The organism is Pantoea endophytica (assembly GCF_002858935.1).
In the GTDB taxonomy this organism is placed as follows: domain Bacteria; phylum Pseudomonadota; class Gammaproteobacteria; order Enterobacterales; family Enterobacteriaceae; genus Pantoea; species Pantoea leporis.
The window spans coordinates 94,624-109,597 of the sequence record NZ_PJRT01000005.1 but is presented as its reverse complement, the minus strand read 5'-3'; the positions used below and the strand labels follow the sequence as shown (position 1 = coordinate 109,597).

The following is a 14,974-nucleotide window of genomic DNA, read 5'->3' as shown; positions in this document are numbered from 1 at the left end:
GGAGGGCAATACTAACGAGGGGCTTTTAGGATGTAAAGTATCAAAACCCATCAAAGACAAAATCAACCGAGTCTTTAATCCGCTGGCGATACACACGTGCATCCATCACCTGATCGCCTAGAAGCGACACGCGCACACTGGCCATTTCGTGAGTCATGACCAGAAATTCCTCGCCTTCAACCTTGATTACCGGATTAAGTCGTTCAACTTGCTTTTTTTTAAACTGCTTTAGAGGGTAGAGCGGGATAACGATTCGTGACGCCAGTTCGCCGATAATCTCACTTTGAACGTCTACCAGATAAGGGTACTCGCTGTTCCTATTGGTATTGCGATAAATAAAATATTGCATGTCTAAAACGTCCTGTATTCATCCGACAATAAACCGTGTTCTTCGGTTATGCGATTGAGTTCCTGCAAACCTTCACTGTTTTCACGCTTCCATCTTTCCGCTTCGGTTATGCGAATTTCATGTTGCAAAGCTTTAGATAGGATGGCGGATAAATTGAGCCCTGCTTCTCTAGCCTGCTCGAGTAATGCAGGTTCAAGTGTCACACTGACAGTTTTTTTTTGTCTTACGGCTGTAGAAGGCATAAATCCCCCGTGTAGTTAACACGTGTATAAATCAGTGTGGTGAGTATGGGTGAAATCTGCGCTTTCTGCAATGCAGCTTTCTAACGTGTTGTGGACTTTTAAAATTTCTAAACATGGTAAACCTTGCGCCATCGCTCATCCGCGTCCACCTTTAGTATTTCCCTTTTCCACAAATGGACGAACAATGATCTGGTTATGGAACGTGCTTATCTTGCTGGCAACCGTGGTGGTGATGGAAATCGTCGCGGCGCTGTCGCATAAATACATCATGCACGGTTGGGGTTGGGGCTGGCATTTGTCGCATCACGAACCGCACAGCGGCAAGTTTGAACTTAACGATTTGTATGCGGTGGTGTTTGCGGTGCTGGCGATCGTGCTGATCTATGTCGGCGTGCAAGGCATGTGGCCGCTGCAGTGGATTGGTGCCGGGATGACGACCTACGGCGCGCTTTACTTCATGGTGCACGATGGCCTGGTGCATCAACGCTGGCCGTTTCGCTATATCCCGCGCAAAGGCTATCTCAAGCGCTTATACATGGCGCACCGCATGCATCATGCAGTGCGCGGGCGTGAAGGCTGCGTGTCGTTTGGTTTCCTCTACGCGCCACCGCTCAATAAGCTGCAAGCCACGCTGCGTCAGCGCCACGGGAGAAAAATCAACGAGGACGCTGCCACAGACCAGCCGGACGTGGCGCCGGACGAGCCACACGCGAAGTGATCGCCAGGCCGGCCCCTTTCACCAGCAGCGCCAGTTTTTCGCCGCGGCTGGTGCGCTGTCGTGAATCCCAGGCGTGAACACCGGCGTGCTGAACTTTCACCCCGATTTCGCGATAAACACCGCGTGCCGTCGCGATGGCCCACGCCGAGCGCAGCGGCAAACCCGGCAAGCCGGACCGCGCCGAGTGATAATAGGGTTCCGCTTCCGTCACTAAACGCGCTGCCAGCGTGGCCAGCGCCGCACGATGTTGCGGTGCTGTCAGCATATCGCCGCGTAATCCCGCCTGATCGAGCCAGGCTTGCGGCAGATAGCAGCGACCATTTTCGGCATCTTCGACGATATCGCGCGCAATGTTAGTAAGCTGGAACGCCAGCCCTAAATCGCAGGCGTGATCGAGCACCGCTTCGTCGCGCACGCCCATTACGCGCGCCATCATCAAACCGACTACGCCCGCGACGTGATAGCAGTAACGCAGCGTATCGTCGAAACTCGTATAGTGTTCGTCGCGCGCATCCATAGCGAAGCCTTCCAGATGGTCAAACGCCAGCTGTTGCGGCAGTTGATGGATAAGCGCCACTTCCTGAAACGCCCTAAACGCCGGTTCATCCATGTGTGCGCCGCTGTAGGCGCGGCGGGTTTCAATCTGCAGATGCTGCATGCGTGCCTGTGCATCTTCGACGGCATGCTGCGTGCCGCCTTCACCCAGCGTTTGCCCATCAATCACATCGTCGCAATGACGACACCATGCATACAGCATCAGCGTGCTGCGGCGTGTCGGTGCATCAAACAGCTTGGCGGCGGTGGCGAAACTCTTCGAGCCCACCGCCATGGTTTGTGTCACTTGCTCGAGTAAAGGCTGTCGATTCATTCAGTGCGATCCTCCAGCATCAGCTGAGCGGTGGCCTTGGCAGAACCAATTACGCCGGGCACACCCGCGCCCGGATGCGTACCCGCACCCACCAGATAGAGATTGCTGATATCGGCATCGCGGTTATGCGGTCGGAACCAGGCGCTTTGCGTCAAAATTGGCTCCAGCGAAAACGCCGAGCCGTGATGGGCATGCAGCGTGTCGCGAAAATCAAACGGCGTAAACATTCTGTGTGTCACTAATTGCTGACGTAATCCCGGCATGTAGTGCTGCTCCAGATAAGCAAAAATTCGATCGCGCAAGCGCGGTCCTTCCTGTTGCCAGTCGATGTCAGCGGTGCCGAGATGCGGCACCGGCGCTAACACATAAAAGCTGCCGCAGCCGGGTGGTGCCAGCGACGAATCGCTGCTGCAGGGCGCGTGCAGGTAGAGTGAAAAATCCTCTGCCAGTTGGCTGCTATTAAAAATCTCATCAATCAACTCGCGATAGCGCGGACCAAAACAGACGGTGTGATGCGCGAGCTGTTCATGCGGCTGATTGAGGCCAAAATAGAGCACAAACAGCGAGTTGCTCATGCGCTTACGCTTCAGCGATGTCGCACGTTTCTTAGCCTTCGGATGATGGCGTAGCAGCTTGTCGTAGGTATGCACCACGTCGGCATTGGAGGCTACGGCTGCAGCATCGAAGCGTCGTCCATCCTTTAACTGGACGCCGCTAATACGATTTTCATTGGTTTCCAGCTGGCTCACTTCGGCATTCAGTAACAGCTCGCCACCCAGATCCTCAAACAGTCGCGCCATGCCCTTCACCAGCGCGCCGGTGCCGCCGCGCGGAAACCATACGCCCCATTCACGTTCCAGCGCATGAATTAAGGTATAGATTGATGACGTTGCAAAAGGATTACCGCCCACCAGCAATGAGTGGAAGGAAAACGCCTGCCGCAGGTGATCGTCCTGAATAAATTTCGCCACCATGCTGTAGACGCTGCGCCACGCCTGCAAACGTCCCAGCTGCGGTGCAACACGCAGCATGTCACGCACCTGCAGAAACGGCACCGTGCCGAGTTTCAGATAACCCTCTTTGAATACCTCGCGCGAATAGGCGAGGAACTGACGATAACCGGCGACATCCTGTGGATTGAAGGTAGCGATCTGCTGCTCCAGCAACGGCTGATTGTTGTCATAGTCGAGCTGTTTGCCATCTTCCCAACACAGGCGATAGAAGGGCGTGACCGGCATCAGCTCGACGTAATCGCTGAGCGATTTTCCCGCCAGCATGAACAACTCTTCGATAGCGCTGGGATCGGTGATCACCGTGGGCCCGGCATCAAAGGTAAAGCCGCTATCTTCAAACACATAGGCGCGTCCGCCCGGTTTGTCGCGCTGCTCGAGTAAGGTGGTTGGTATGCCCGCCGCTTGCAGGCGAATCGCCAGCGCCAGGCCGCCAAAGCCTGCGCCAATCACATAAGTGCGTTTCATTTTTTCTTCCCTGGTTCGACAGAATTCAACAGCGCGTGCAGCGCTTCACCGATGGGCACCGGCGGCTTGCCGCACAGAATCCGCGCTTTATCATGCAGACGAAGTTGTCCGGCGTAAAAACGGCTAATTAACCCGGCATTGAGCCGGTAAAAACGTTGCATTACACGCCAGCGCTGCTGCGGCTTACCGGCCAAAAACAGCATGCGGTTCAGCAGGCGGAAAAATCGCTGCTCGCGCCACTGCTGACGGGCAAAGCGTTCGATGTGTTGACTGAGCGTGCGGGCATCGGTGGGCAACAGCGTGGCTATCAACTCCGCCAGCGCCACGGCGGACGGTAAAGAATAACCGGTTGTCGCGTGAAACAGTCCGGCGCGCAGGCCGCTGCATGGCTGGCCGCGCTGCTGTTGCCAGAATCGATCAATATCGCCGCTCAGGGTAATCGGTAATATGCCATGCTCTTCACGCAGCAGCGTGCCAGGCCGCCAACCTTGCTGTTTGGCATAGTCAGCGATGTGCTGACGAGCGGAGTTCTCCGCCAGCGTAGGTTGATTAACGTAATGCGTATCTTCAATCAGTAACCGATCGGCGCTGAGCGGCAGCGTGTAAACAAAACGATAGCCCGCTTGCTGATCGACGGTGGCATCCATCAGGATCGGCTGCTGCAGGCCGTGCGGCTGCGCCAGCTGCCACTCTTGTCCAAGAAACACCTGATAACCCAGCTGCAGATGCGGCGTTGGCTGCAGGCCGCGGCCATCAATCACCACCTGCGCATCAAGTTCACGGCCATCCGCCAGCGTCACCTGTGTGGGTTTTACCTGTTTAACGGCAGCATTTGTCCACAGATCGTCACCCATCGCCGCGAGTAGATGCCGGGCAAAATCGCCTGACGCGATGGAACAATAATCCCCGTCCAGGTTGCGGCGCAACGCGGGAAAACGCACCTGATAGCCAGGCCAACGCGCCGTGATCAGCGGCTGCAGCCAGCGCAGCTGATCGGCGCTAAGATCGCTCTGATGAAATGACCAGGTATGATTGCCTGCCGGATGTGCGTCGCTCTCCAGCAACAGGCATTTGAGCTGCGGCTGCAGTTGCCGCAGACGCAGCGCAATCAAACCGTTTGCCAGTCCGGCACCGACCAGAATCACATCGTAGTGCGCACGCATCAGGTGGCCTCCGCCAGCACAACTTGTTGTTGGCACAGCGCTTGTTCGACGATGTCGGCCGCACGCTGGCAACCGCCTGCGCGCTGCAACTGTGCCTGTATCGCTGACATCCGTAACGCGTAGCGATCGTCGGTAAGTAATTGTCGCAGATGCTGCTCCAGTTGATGAACGCGGTTAAAGCGCGATGCGCGCCGTCCAACGCCATGCCACTCAATGCGCGCGGCCACGCCGGGTTGATCAAAGGCAATGGGCAGCGCCAGCATTGGCGTACCGCATTCCAGTGCTTCCAGCGCGCTGTTTAATCCGGCATGAGTAATAAAAAGCTGCGCGTGTTGCAGGGCGGCACGTTGATCGACAAAATCCGTCACCCACGCTGCACCAGCCAGTTGCAACTTGTGCACCTGATCGGCGTTCAATCCCCCACAATGAGCGATCACCAGCGAAAGTTGCTGGCGGCGGCACGCCTGTGCCAGATGCAAAAACAGGCGGAAGCGATGGCCTTGCAGCGTACCCAGCGAGGCGTAAACCACCGGCTGGCGCAGCGCCGGCCAGGGCGCATTGAGCGGCGCTGCCGCAACCGGCGGGCGCAGTTGTCCGACGGCGTGATAGCAGGCGGGCAGTTGCTGACGCGGAAAATCAAAGGCGGGCACCATCTGGCTGATTTGTGCCAGCGGTGAAAGGCACTGATGCAATCCGCGCCGCTCCGTCAAATTGAACGCCCGCGCGTGTTTGAGGATGACGTCGCCGTGACGACGCATGATGCGATCATAGATATCGCTGCTGGCCTGAAAACGTTTCAGCGCTTTTTCATCCTGAGCATAACGGAAGGGCATCACCGCCAGCGGAATGCCGGCTTCACGGTTGACCGGTAGGGCGCAGGCCACCGAAACAAACGGCAGATGCAGCGCTTCAGCGACTAATCCGCCTGCTGCTTCCATTTCATCAGCGATCACACCATCAATGTTCAACGATTTCAGTACCGCTGGTAGTTCTCGGCACAGCATATCGGTGCAAGAGGCGAGATCGTTGATTACGCGAAACAGCGACAGGCCGCCCGGCGAAGCCAGCCGATGCAGCACGGGCGCCAGCGAACCGGCCGGATGCGTTTGCTGGCCTACTGCAACGAAATTAATGCGTTCGTCGCTGAGCAAAGTGCGGGCGTCGGCTTGCTGGATGAAGGTGATGCGATGGCCACGCGCCAGCAGCGTTTGTGCTAACGCCTGCAACGCGTGAAAGTGGCTGTAAAGCGGCGGCGCGATCACCGCAAAGTGGCCCAACGGCTTAGCCGCGCTCAGTTGAACATCGCTAGCTGTTGATTAAACAGCGCGTGCATGTATTGGCGAGTGGCGATGCCGCGATGGCAGGCGCAGGCAAGGTGTGCATCGGCACTGCGCAGATGATCGCGCAGACGACGTTCTGCGCCGTCAGCCCCGAGCATCTGTACCAGCGTGGATTTACCCTGATCCTGATGCACATCTTTGCCGGTGTGTTTGCAGCCGTCTGCGAGGTCGTCGAGCAGCTGAAACGCCTGGCCCAGATCCTGAGCAAAGAAGCTAAGACGTTGCCGCACCTGCGGTGAAGCGTCAGCGGCAATCGCCGCCATTTGCAGCGTGGCGCGAAACAGCACGCTGGTTTTCAGTTCATTGGTCAAGGCGATCGCTTCCGGACTGCGGCTCTGCGTGCCGTCGTGCAGATCCTGAAACTGCCCTTGCACTAATCCCTGCAGGCCGACGGCGGCGGAGAGTTCGGCAATCGCTTCAGATTTGTGCACCGCAGGCAAATCGGGTGCGATGGCAATCACTTCAAATGCGCGGCTCAGCAGCGCGACGGCGGCGAGAATCGCCACGTTTTCACCAAACTCGCGATGCACGGTGGGACGACCACGGCGCATTTGCGCGTTATCCATTGACGGGATGTCATCCAAAATCAGCGATGCCGCGTGCACCATTTCCACGGCACAGGCGAGATCGAGAATGCCATTTTGCGTCAGCTCGCAACCCATATCGCGCGCTGCCAGCATCAGTAATAAAGGACGGATGCGCTTGCCCTGCGCCAGCGTACCGGCACGCATCGCGGCACGCACGCGATCGCTTTGCTGTCCTGCAGGCAGTAAATGTTCGAGATGCGCCTGTAAAATTTGCTGCAGCTGAAGCAGTTCGCTTGTCTGATGCGCTGTGCTATCGACATGGGTGGTCATAATGGCTATCCATGGTTGATGAAATTATTATGCTTTTTGATTAACCGTAGACTGCGGAAGGTGAGTTTGCCAGCGAGGGCCTTGACTTTGTAGCGTGCGCCTTCATACGCACCAGGTAAACATCGTAATAATACTATGCGTGATCTTATCAGCGAAAAAAGTAACAGCAACGCCGTAACATAAATAACTCCGTTAGGCTGGTGGTCAATAAATACCGCTTACGGAAATAAAATGACGAATACCAAACCTGCCGTGCTGATTATTCAGCCGCTAATGCCGCAGTTAGATGAAAAGCTCACGCAACATTTCCATTGCCATCGTTTATATGAGCAGCATGACGCAATGCTATTTATCCAGCAGCATGGTAAAGCGATCAACGCCATTGTTACGCGCGGCGATGTCGGGGTGGAAACGGCACTGCTGGAGCAACTGCCGGAGTGTAAAGTCATTGCTGTATTCGGTGTCGGCACCGATCGTATTGACCTGAAATACACTGCCGATAACGATATTCAGGTCAGCATCACCCGCGACATTTTGACTGACGATGTTGCCGATTTGGCAATGACAATGACGCTGGCGTTCTCGCGTAATTTGGTCGCTTACCATCAGTTTGCGAAATCCGGGGCATGGGAAAATAACGGCGTCGAACTCTCCAGCCGCGCCAGCGGAAAAAGAATTGGCATCGCCGGGTTAGGCGCGATTGGCTTAGCCATCGCGCGCCGTGCCGAAGCCTTTGGTATGGAAGTGGCGTATACCGCGCGTTCGGCGAAAGACGTCAGCTATAAGCGCTGCGATACGATCGAACAGCTCGCCGCCTTTAGCGATTTTCTGGTGCTGGCACTGCCGGGCAGCAAAGAGAATGTGCAACTGGTCAACGCGAAGGTGCTGGCGGCGCTCGGCCAAGAGGGCGTGGTGATCAACATTGCGCGTGGCACAGTAATCAATGAACCCGACTTGATCGCTGCACTGCAGCAGGGAATCATTAAAGGGGCGGCGCTGGATGTGTATCCGGATGAGCCAAAAATTAATCCCGCGCTGCGTGAACTAAATAATGTGCTGTTAACGCCGCATATTGCCAGCGCAACTCACGAAACGCGTGCGCAAATGACCAATAATGTGCTGGAGAATTTACGGGCCTATTTTGCCGATGGGAAGATTCTGACATCGGTATAATTTAAGCATCCGGATTAAGACGAAATTCTTATATCCTGCGTAATAATCCCTATTTAGCGATAGCAATTTTCGTTCAGCCAGGCTGTTATGATATCGGCACTTAATTCAGGAGCCCATTATGACAGCACAGAAAATTGCAATTATTGGCGGCGGCGTTATCGGATTAGCGGTGGCGCGCGCCTTAGCGTTGCAGGGCGTTGAAGTCACCGTTTTCGAACAACAGCACATTGGCGCGGGCACCAGCAGCACGACGTTTGCCTGGGTAAACTCCAATGGCAAACAGCCGCGCAGTTATCACCTGCTTAATGCGCTCTCGATGGAAGAGCACCTCAAACTGCAGCAAGCGCAGCCGAACGGATTGCGCTGGCTGGAAACTGGCGGTACATGGGAGTGGGCCGCCGAGGGCGATGCGCAGCAACGTTTGCTGCAGCGTGCCACGTCGTTGCAATCGGCGGGTTATGCGGCGCGTGAAGTGTCGCCAGCAGATGTGCTGCGCGATATTCCGGAGCTGCGGGTGCAGGCCATCAGCGGCAGTGTGTGGCATTTCCCGACAGAATCGGTGCTGCATCCGGCGCTCTATCTGGCGCGCTTATGGTCAGAAGCCAAAGCGCGCGGTGCGGTGCTGTACCAGCATCAGCGCATCAATAGCATCAGTGAAAGTGCCGATCGGGTTACGCTGCAGCTGGAAAATGGCGAGCAGTGGCAGGGCGATCGTATTGTGTTAGCCACCGGACGCTGGGCCAATCAGCTGCTAAATTCACTGGGACTCAATCTGGCGTTGCTGGATACCAGCAAACCGAACGCGGTGGCTTGTAGTTTCCTGGTGCGCACCGCGCCGCAGCCGTTATCGCTCAATGCCAATCTCATCTCTCCGCAACTTAACGTACGCCCGGACGGCGGCGGACGTTTGCTGCTGCAAGCCTTAGAGTTGGATCACCTGGCCGATTCTGCTGCGCCACCCTCAATCACCAGCGATATCGCCGCGCAGTTCCGCGAGCGTTATCACGCGCTGTTTGCGGATGCGGGCGAGTTGCAGATTGAACAGATTGTGGTGGGGCAACGCGCACGACCTGCCGATGGTTTACCGGCGCTGGGCTATGTCACCGCGCATCATCGCGTCTATGTGGCGGTGACACACAGCGGTATCACCCTTTCGCCATTGATTGGCAAGCTGGTGGCTGAAGAGCTGATCGGTGATGTGGCAAGTGAGCTGCTGAGCGATTTCCGTCCGCAGCGTCTGCTGGGCAAAAGCGTGGAAGCGTTTGCGCCCATTAAGCGTAATTTCCCGGCGGCGCAGTAACGCGATGATTGCCGTTCGCAGGCGGCCTCATCCATTTGCATCAATAACGCAGTCGCCCACTGAAACCATTCGAAATTATCGCACCTGATTTCAGGGTTAAATCGCATTCCTGTTCTCGCGGCTGCAGCGCGTTGATGAAGCTATCGGCCCATTTGTGGCAATCATGCAGATGCAGGTTTTTTAGCAGGCTGGCGTGACGTTCGCGACGCACCGAAAGCGGCATGATAAGCGCGGTATGAATGGCATCGGCGATGGCATCGGGATCGTAGGGATTGACCAACAGTGCGCCCTGCATCTGTTCGGCGGCGCCGGCAAACTGCGACAGAATCAGCACGCCGGGATTAGCATGATCTTGCACCGCCACATAGGTTTTCGCCATTAAACTCATTCCGGCTATCAGCGGTGTGACCAACGCCACACGCGCTGCACGGTAAAATCCGCACAGTTCTTCATGTGAATAATGGTTGCTCAAATAACGCACCGGATACCAGTTCAGCTCGCCATGCACGCCGTTCATTTCGCCGCAGCGGGTTTCCAAATCGCGCGATAACTCTTTAATGCGATGGCTGTAACCTGACGCCGCTGAAGCCAGTTGCACCATGGAAAACTTGTGGTGATACTCCTCGTGTTGACGCAGTAAAACTTCTATGGCGCTGATGCGGTAGGGCGTGCCGGTGCTGTCGTCAAAATGGCCACCGCTGAGGATGAGATTCTCCGGTAAGGTTGCGCGACATTGCTGCTCCATATACTGGCAGCTGTTGCTTTCAGCTAGCGCGCTGGTTTCCACGGTATCAATGCCTACCGGGAATACGCCTACGCGAATCTGACGGCCGTGGATACGCAGCGTGTAAGGCGTTAGACGCTCGCAACGGAAGCGGGATTCAATCCAGGCGGTGAAATTGTTCATGTCTTGGGTGGTCTGAAAGCCAATTAAGTCGGCGCACAATAATGCATCGGCCAGATAGCGCCAGTTCGGCACCGATTCAAAAGATTGTCCTGCTGGGAAAGGCTGATGGAAAAAGAAGCCGATACGATTTATCAGGCCGGCATCGCGCAGCATTTTAATGCTGGGAATCAGGTGATAATCCTGCAACCAAATATCATCATCGGGCATGGCATATTCACTGATGGCGCGCGTATAGGTTTCATTCAGTTTCATATAACCGATTTGGCTGCTGGTGGAAAAACGCGCCATGTCGGGGCGCTGATGAAATACCGGCCACAATCCCTGATGAATATATTGATGATAACCTTCTTCATATTCTGCTTTGGTTAAGCGAAATGTCAGCGTATCGAATGCTTTGCCGCTAGTAAAATTCAGCTCACGATGAGGTTCAGTGGTAAATGATTCAAACTCGCCACTCCATTTCACCCACATGCCACCGCGACGCGTCAATATGCTTTCATAAATGTTAGAAAGCGTTGAGTGATTATTTTGATTGTGTGATACCAAAATCAAGCCTGACATAGTTTTGACCCGTTGCTTAATCTGCCCATGAATCGTTGGCAGAGAATTTAAAAAAGGTTGGCGCAGTAAAAATTGCAGCATGCCGCTCATGATTTACGCTCACAGGCGTTAATGGACCGGTGCGTGTTGACCGCTGACGTTATGCGGATGAACCGCTATTAGTGAGTTCGATACTTTTCATCTCGCGCTACCTCTCCGAATCCTTCAGGGCTGTCGATGAAATTAATCTAACCGACCAACCCGTAAAAATGTCGTAAAAAAGACGCTGAGAGTTATAAAAATTTAATAGATTTTATTTAGAACCCAGATAAATGTTTTCGTTAATTTTTTTTGATCACTTTACATGGCGACTTTAATCGTTTGAGGAGGGCACTTATGCGCAAAGACACATTCGGCCTGTTAGAATGACCGCCGTTCATAGAGGAATCTAAGAGGTTTAATCGTGTCAACGTTAGTATTTAGAGAAGCCAGGCTGGCAGATGTGGATCGCTGTTACGCGATTGAAATTGAGGCTTACGAAGGTGATGAAGCCGCCACGCGTGAAAAAATTGCTACCCGCATTGCGCAGTATCCACAGGGATTTTTATGTCTGGAAACCGATGGCAAGGTGATTGGTTTTATCAACGCCGGTTGTGCGTGGGAGGTGGTGATGTCGGATGAAGCGTTCAAAGAGTTAATCGGCCACGATCCGGCAGCATCCAACGCCGTGATTATGTCAGTGGTGCTTGATCCCGCTTATCAGGGCAAAGGTTATGCGTCGCTGCTGATGCGCCAGTTTATCGAGCTGATGAAGAAAATGGACAAGCGAACCATTCATCTGATGTGCAAAACCCAGCACGTTGAGTTGTATAAAAAATGGGGCTATCAGTACATCAAACCGTCTGAGTCAGACCACGGTGGCATGGCGTGGCATGAGATGCTGATGAAACTGTAATTCAACAGGTAAATATAACGCTAAGCATTCAATGATCGCACATTCCCTGGCGGCGCGATTTATCGCGCAATAAATTACGCCGCTACGACACCTGCGCACACTTTATGCAGCCACACCTTTCGGCTGAGCCGACAGATGTCCCGCCCATAAACTGGCCACCCATTTCACGCCTTTGGCGGTGAAACGCGCTTGGGAGAAAGCATGCTGATTCTCGCCACGTCCGGAGCGCAGGGTGAAATATCCCGCCTGTATATGGTGCTGCTGCGGTGCCAGCGTGCCTTTTTCGCGATACATAATGTTGCGTTCTAACAAAAACTCACGAAATTCAGTTTCCTTTACCTTCAACATCTTGCACAGCTGACGAAAGCCGAGCGAATCTTCGATCTCGACAAAGCGATCAAAAAATTCAGCCTTAGGTGCCGACAACGCAAGTTGCTGCTCAGCCGCACGGCGCTGCTCAAATTGCTCCGCCCAGGCGCGGGCCGCTTCCGCCGGATTGGTGAAATCAGGCAGATGGGTAAACTGTTCACGCTGCTGCCAGAGATCGAGTAATTCCGCAGTGAAGCCAGGCGAAAGCCGGGCAACGGCGAGTAATGAATCGCGCTTGTTAAGATGAAACTCCTGACGCACTTCACCCTGATGCTCATAGAGATTCACCGTCAAAGGCTGGGAAAGACGCTGTGCAGTTTCCAGGCTTTTCACCAGGCGCTTCACTTCGCCGTGCGTAATGCCCGTGACATGGGCAATTTCGCGGCTGCTCATCATCATTGATGCATTCAAAGCAGACAGACTTTCCGTTGAGATCATCATCATTATCACCTCTTGAAGACTTACTCAGCCTCGTGGCTGTTGAATAAGTATACGCAACACTGTTTATATATCCAGTATTATTTTTAACCGTTCACCTAAGATGTTCGGCTTTGCGTAACGTTTCACAAAGCCAGATTTCGCAAACCCTGCGCTCTACGTATTCTCTTAAAGTGAGGTTTTAGCGGTTTATTAAATTGTCGCGCTGAGTGCTGTTTGATAATTTTGAGCCAATTTTCCGGGCTTTTGTCGGCTTTTGCAGCATTAGGTGCAGGGCTGATGTGTGCCTTTTTTAACAGCAATAAGTAGTTAACTGGCGGCTGTGCTGCTGGAGAAACGATGAAAAAGAATAAAATTAAAACCCATTTGGTTTCACTAGGTTTACTGGCGGAAAAAAAGCTGACCAAACGCAGAACGCTGCCCGATTACAATCCTGCCGCAGAGCAGGATATCAATTTAGTTGCACGCCAGACCGCGCCCGCGGCCATTCCGCGTCAGATTTGGATGTACTGGGAAAGTGAAACGCTACCGGAAGAGGTGCAGATTTTTGTCGATAAAATCGTGCGCGAAAACCCCGGCTATCAGGTAACCGTCATCAATAACCTGAATATTCAGCACTATCTGCCCGATCTGCACTTCGTGCATCAGGATATGCGCCCTTCACATAAAAGTGACGTAATTCGGCTGGAACTGCTGTATCGCTATGGCGGAATCTGGATGGATGCCACCATCATTCTCAACCGCACGATGGACGAATTGTTAGCGGTGAATGTTGACGATGGTTATGACTTGATCGCCTTTTATCGCGACAGTTCGACGCTGGATAAAGCCTATCCGGTGATTGAATCCTGGTTCCTGGCCGCGCCAAAAAATAACGCCTTTATTGCGCGCTGGTTGCACTTTTTCCGCCCGATTGTTGAAGTGGGCGCCGACGAGTTTTTCCGTCGTTTGCTCGCGCTGCCCAATTACGAAACTATTGTTCAGGGCATCACGCCACCAGATTATTTGGTGGTGTATATCGCGCAGCAGCAGGCGCTGCGTGAGAACAATCAGTACAACTTCTATCTGCGTAAATGCGAAGCCAGCGCGTTGCTATATCAAAGCCTGGTGGAGTGGCGTCCGGTGAAGCTGAGCCGCATGCTGATGGTCGATCGTCTGCCGGCCGTCTTGCCGCCGCTGACCAAACTGACGGGATTTGATCGTAAATATCTCGACACCAACCTGAAATATGGCGTGGTGAACAAAGACAGCTTATTGGGTCAGATTCTGTTAAACAGCCAGAAGGGCGCCCACCCGCAAACACCGGTTCCGGCACTGACGAGCAAGGCATAACGCATCACGGATTGATCAACTGCTGGAGTGCTGCGGCGCTGATTTCATCGTCCGGCACATATACCAGCAGGCGATCGCCGTTGCGTGACGCGGACCACCAGTTATTTTGCCGCAGCGTCATTTCACCCACTTCGTCGCGGTAAAAACGTTTAACGCGATTCTCCACCTGGCCCAATTCATAGCGCTGCCAGGTGTGAGCAAACTCATCTGAACTGTTCAGCAAACGAGCAAGAAAGCTTTCCCAGTGCGGATCGCCAAGGTGCTCGCCCATCTGCCCGCGAAACATCGCCACCATCTGCGGCATCACTTCATCCCAGTCATTCAGCGCTTTGCGCCAGGTTGGGTGGTTGAAGGCCAGCCAGATGCAGTTGCGATCTTCAGGCGCGATTTCGGCTAAATCCACGCCCATCAAGGCACACCACGCGGCGTTGTAACCGATAATATCAAAGCGCGGCGTCTCAATAATCGCCGGTAACTGGATCGCGTCGAGCATCTGCTGATTGTGCGCGGCAATTTTGCAGCAGGCGGCCACCACGCGCACCGAGGGCAATGCGTGCCCGGCGAGCGAAAACAGGTGCTGCGTTTCCACATCGTTGCACTGCAACGCGCTAGCGATCGCCGTCAGGGTTTTCGGCGAGGCTTTGATATCGCGTCCCTGTTCCAGCCACGTATACCAGGTCACGCCAACATCCGCTAACTGCGCGACTTCTTCGCGGCGTAAACCCGGCGTGCGGCGATGGCGCATGCGGGGTAAACCGAGTCGATTGGGATCGAGATTTTCCCGGCGCGTGCGCAGAAAGGTGCCGAGTAATTTACGGTTGTTTTGTTCGGTGGTAACAGGCGCGGATGCCAGGTTCATAAGCAGATCCTTCGACAAGACGGGTAGTATTTATACCATGATAATTAAGAACTGGTACCCGTTTAATGGTTAGGTGATGCTATGCC

15 protein-coding genes are annotated in these 14,974 nt (G+C 54.2%); 5 read left to right on the top strand and 10 right to left on the bottom strand.

The window, feature by feature from the left end; all coding sequences use genetic code 11:
• Nucleotides 1–40: 40 nt before the first annotated feature.
• Nucleotides 41–349 (bottom strand): CcdB family protein, encoded by a 309-nt coding sequence (locus tag PZBJ_RS02975; protein WP_101761119.1) that lies wholly within the window; start codon nucleotides 347–349, stop codon nucleotides 41–43.
• Nucleotides 350–351: 2 nt separating this feature from the next.
• A complete protein-coding gene (locus PZBJ_RS02970) occupies nucleotides 352–591 on the bottom strand; it encodes a type II toxin-antitoxin system CcdA family antitoxin (RefSeq protein WP_101761118.1) in 240 nt (79 codons plus the stop codon).
• A 184-nt stretch (nucleotides 592–775) separates the two neighbouring features.
• Here PZBJ_RS02970 and PZBJ_RS02965 point away from each other — a divergent pair, with 184 nt between their 5' ends.
• Nucleotides 776–1,309, top strand: coding sequence for a sterol desaturase family protein (locus PZBJ_RS02965; protein ID WP_101761117.1), 534 nt, complete (start codon nucleotides 776–778; stop codon nucleotides 1,307–1,309).
• Here PZBJ_RS02965 and crtB read toward each other — a convergent pair.
• From crtB to PZBJ_RS02940, 5 genes are read right to left on the bottom strand one after another with little or no spacing between them, the layout of a single operon-like run.
• Nucleotides 1,248–2,177, bottom strand: coding sequence for a 15-cis-phytoene synthase CrtB (gene crtB, locus PZBJ_RS02960; RefSeq protein WP_101761116.1), 930 nt, complete (start codon nucleotides 2,175–2,177; stop codon nucleotides 1,248–1,250). The genes PZBJ_RS02965 and crtB overlap by 62 nt on opposite strands.
• Entirely contained in the window at nucleotides 2,174–3,655 is a 1,482-nt protein-coding gene (locus tag PZBJ_RS02955; RefSeq protein ID WP_101761115.1) for a phytoene desaturase, read from the bottom strand. Before PZBJ_RS02955 ends, crtB begins: the two co-directional genes overlap by 4 nt.
• Nucleotides 3,652–4,818 (bottom strand): lycopene beta-cyclase CrtY, encoded by a 1,167-nt coding sequence (gene crtY, locus PZBJ_RS02950; protein ID WP_101761114.1) that lies wholly within the window; start codon nucleotides 4,816–4,818, stop codon nucleotides 3,652–3,654. Before crtY ends, PZBJ_RS02955 begins: the two co-directional genes overlap by 4 nt.
• Nucleotides 4,818–6,095, bottom strand: coding sequence for a glycosyltransferase (locus PZBJ_RS02945; RefSeq protein WP_101761113.1), 1,278 nt, complete (start codon nucleotides 6,093–6,095; stop codon nucleotides 4,818–4,820). The genes crtY and PZBJ_RS02945 overlap by 1 nt, the downstream gene beginning before the upstream one ends.
• Nucleotides 6,096–6,109: 14 nt before the next feature.
• Nucleotides 6,110–7,015, bottom strand: a complete 906-nt coding sequence (locus tag PZBJ_RS02940) for a polyprenyl synthetase family protein (protein WP_101761112.1) — start codon at nucleotides 7,013–7,015, stop codon at nucleotides 6,110–6,112.
• Between the two features lie 231 nt (nucleotides 7,016–7,246).
• Between PZBJ_RS02940 and PZBJ_RS02935 the strand changes: the two genes are divergently transcribed.
• On the top strand, nucleotides 7,247–8,188 hold the full coding sequence (locus PZBJ_RS02935; protein ID WP_101761111.1) for a 2-hydroxyacid dehydrogenase: 942 nt from the start codon (nucleotides 7,247–7,249) through the stop codon (nucleotides 8,186–8,188).
• 118 nt (nucleotides 8,189–8,306) lie between these two features.
• Nucleotides 8,307–9,488: an NAD(P)/FAD-dependent oxidoreductase gene (locus tag PZBJ_RS02930; protein ID WP_101761110.1), complete on the top strand. Its 1,182-nt coding sequence runs from the start codon at nucleotides 8,307–8,309 to the stop codon at nucleotides 9,486–9,488.
• 40 nt (nucleotides 9,489–9,528) lie between these two features.
• Here the strand turns inward: PZBJ_RS02930 and PZBJ_RS02925 are convergent, their stop codons facing one another.
• Nucleotides 9,529–10,956: an alpha,alpha-trehalose-phosphate synthase (UDP-forming) gene (locus PZBJ_RS02925; protein WP_225608264.1), complete on the bottom strand. Its 1,428-nt coding sequence runs from the start codon at nucleotides 10,954–10,956 to the stop codon at nucleotides 9,529–9,531.
• 442 nt (nucleotides 10,957–11,398) lie between these two features.
• On the opposite strand from PZBJ_RS02925, the gene PZBJ_RS02920 reads away from it, so the two are divergent.
• Nucleotides 11,399–11,890: a GNAT family N-acetyltransferase gene (locus PZBJ_RS02920; RefSeq protein ID WP_101761109.1), complete on the top strand. Its 492-nt coding sequence runs from the start codon at nucleotides 11,399–11,401 to the stop codon at nucleotides 11,888–11,890.
• Between the two features lie 102 nt (nucleotides 11,891–11,992).
• Here the strand turns inward: PZBJ_RS02920 and PZBJ_RS02915 are convergent, their stop codons facing one another.
• Entirely contained in the window at nucleotides 11,993–12,700 is a 708-nt protein-coding gene (locus PZBJ_RS02915; protein ID WP_192235489.1) for a phage antirepressor KilAC domain-containing protein, read from the bottom strand.
• Between the two features lie 336 nt (nucleotides 12,701–13,036).
• On the opposite strand from PZBJ_RS02915, the gene PZBJ_RS02910 reads away from it, so the two are divergent.
• On the top strand, nucleotides 13,037–14,029 hold the full coding sequence (locus PZBJ_RS02910; protein WP_101761107.1) for a glycosyltransferase family 32 protein: 993 nt from the start codon (nucleotides 13,037–13,039) through the stop codon (nucleotides 14,027–14,029).
• Between the two features lie 4 nt (nucleotides 14,030–14,033).
• On the opposite strand, the gene PZBJ_RS02905 is transcribed toward PZBJ_RS02910, so the two are convergent.
• Nucleotides 14,034–14,888: a helix-turn-helix transcriptional regulator gene (locus PZBJ_RS02905; RefSeq protein ID WP_101761106.1), complete on the bottom strand. Its 855-nt coding sequence runs from the start codon at nucleotides 14,886–14,888 to the stop codon at nucleotides 14,034–14,036.
• Nucleotides 14,889–14,974 lie beyond the last annotated feature (86 nt).

Coding starts and splice junctions, on each gene's coding strand:
- PZBJ_RS02935 (WP_101761111.1), top strand. CDS start 7,247: ATGACGAATACCAAACCTGCCGTGCTGATTATTCAGCCGCTAATGCCG.
- crtB (WP_101761116.1), bottom strand. CDS start 2,177: ATGAATCGACAGCCTTTACTCGAGCAAGTGACACAAACCATGGCGGTG.
- PZBJ_RS02905 (WP_101761106.1), bottom strand. CDS start 14,888: ATGAACCTGGCATCCGCGCCTGTTACCACCGAACAAAACAACCGTAAA.
- PZBJ_RS02955 (WP_101761115.1), bottom strand. CDS start 3,655: ATGAAACGCACTTATGTGATTGGCGCAGGCTTTGGCGGCCTGGCGCTG.
- PZBJ_RS02975 (WP_101761119.1), bottom strand. CDS start 349: ATGCAATATTTTATTTATCGCAATACCAATAGGAACAGCGAGTACCCT.
- PZBJ_RS02970 (WP_101761118.1), bottom strand. CDS start 591: ATGCCTTCTACAGCCGTAAGACAAAAAAAAACTGTCAGTGTGACACTT.
- PZBJ_RS02930 (WP_101761110.1), top strand. CDS start 8,307: ATGACAGCACAGAAAATTGCAATTATTGGCGGCGGCGTTATCGGATTA.
- PZBJ_RS02965 (WP_101761117.1), top strand. CDS start 776: ATGATCTGGTTATGGAACGTGCTTATCTTGCTGGCAACCGTGGTGGTG.
- PZBJ_RS02925 (WP_225608264.1), bottom strand. CDS start 10,956: ATGTCAGGCTTGATTTTGGTATCACACAATCAAAATAATCACTCAACG.
- PZBJ_RS02940 (WP_101761112.1), bottom strand. CDS start 7,015: ATGACCACCCATGTCGATAGCACAGCGCATCAGACAAGCGAACTGCTT.
- PZBJ_RS02910 (WP_101761107.1), top strand. CDS start 13,037: ATGAAAAAGAATAAAATTAAAACCCATTTGGTTTCACTAGGTTTACTG.
- PZBJ_RS02915 (WP_192235489.1), bottom strand. CDS start 12,700: ATGATGATCTCAACGGAAAGTCTGTCTGCTTTGAATGCATCAATGATG.
- crtY (WP_101761114.1), bottom strand. CDS start 4,818: ATGCGTGCGCACTACGATGTGATTCTGGTCGGTGCCGGACTGGCAAAC.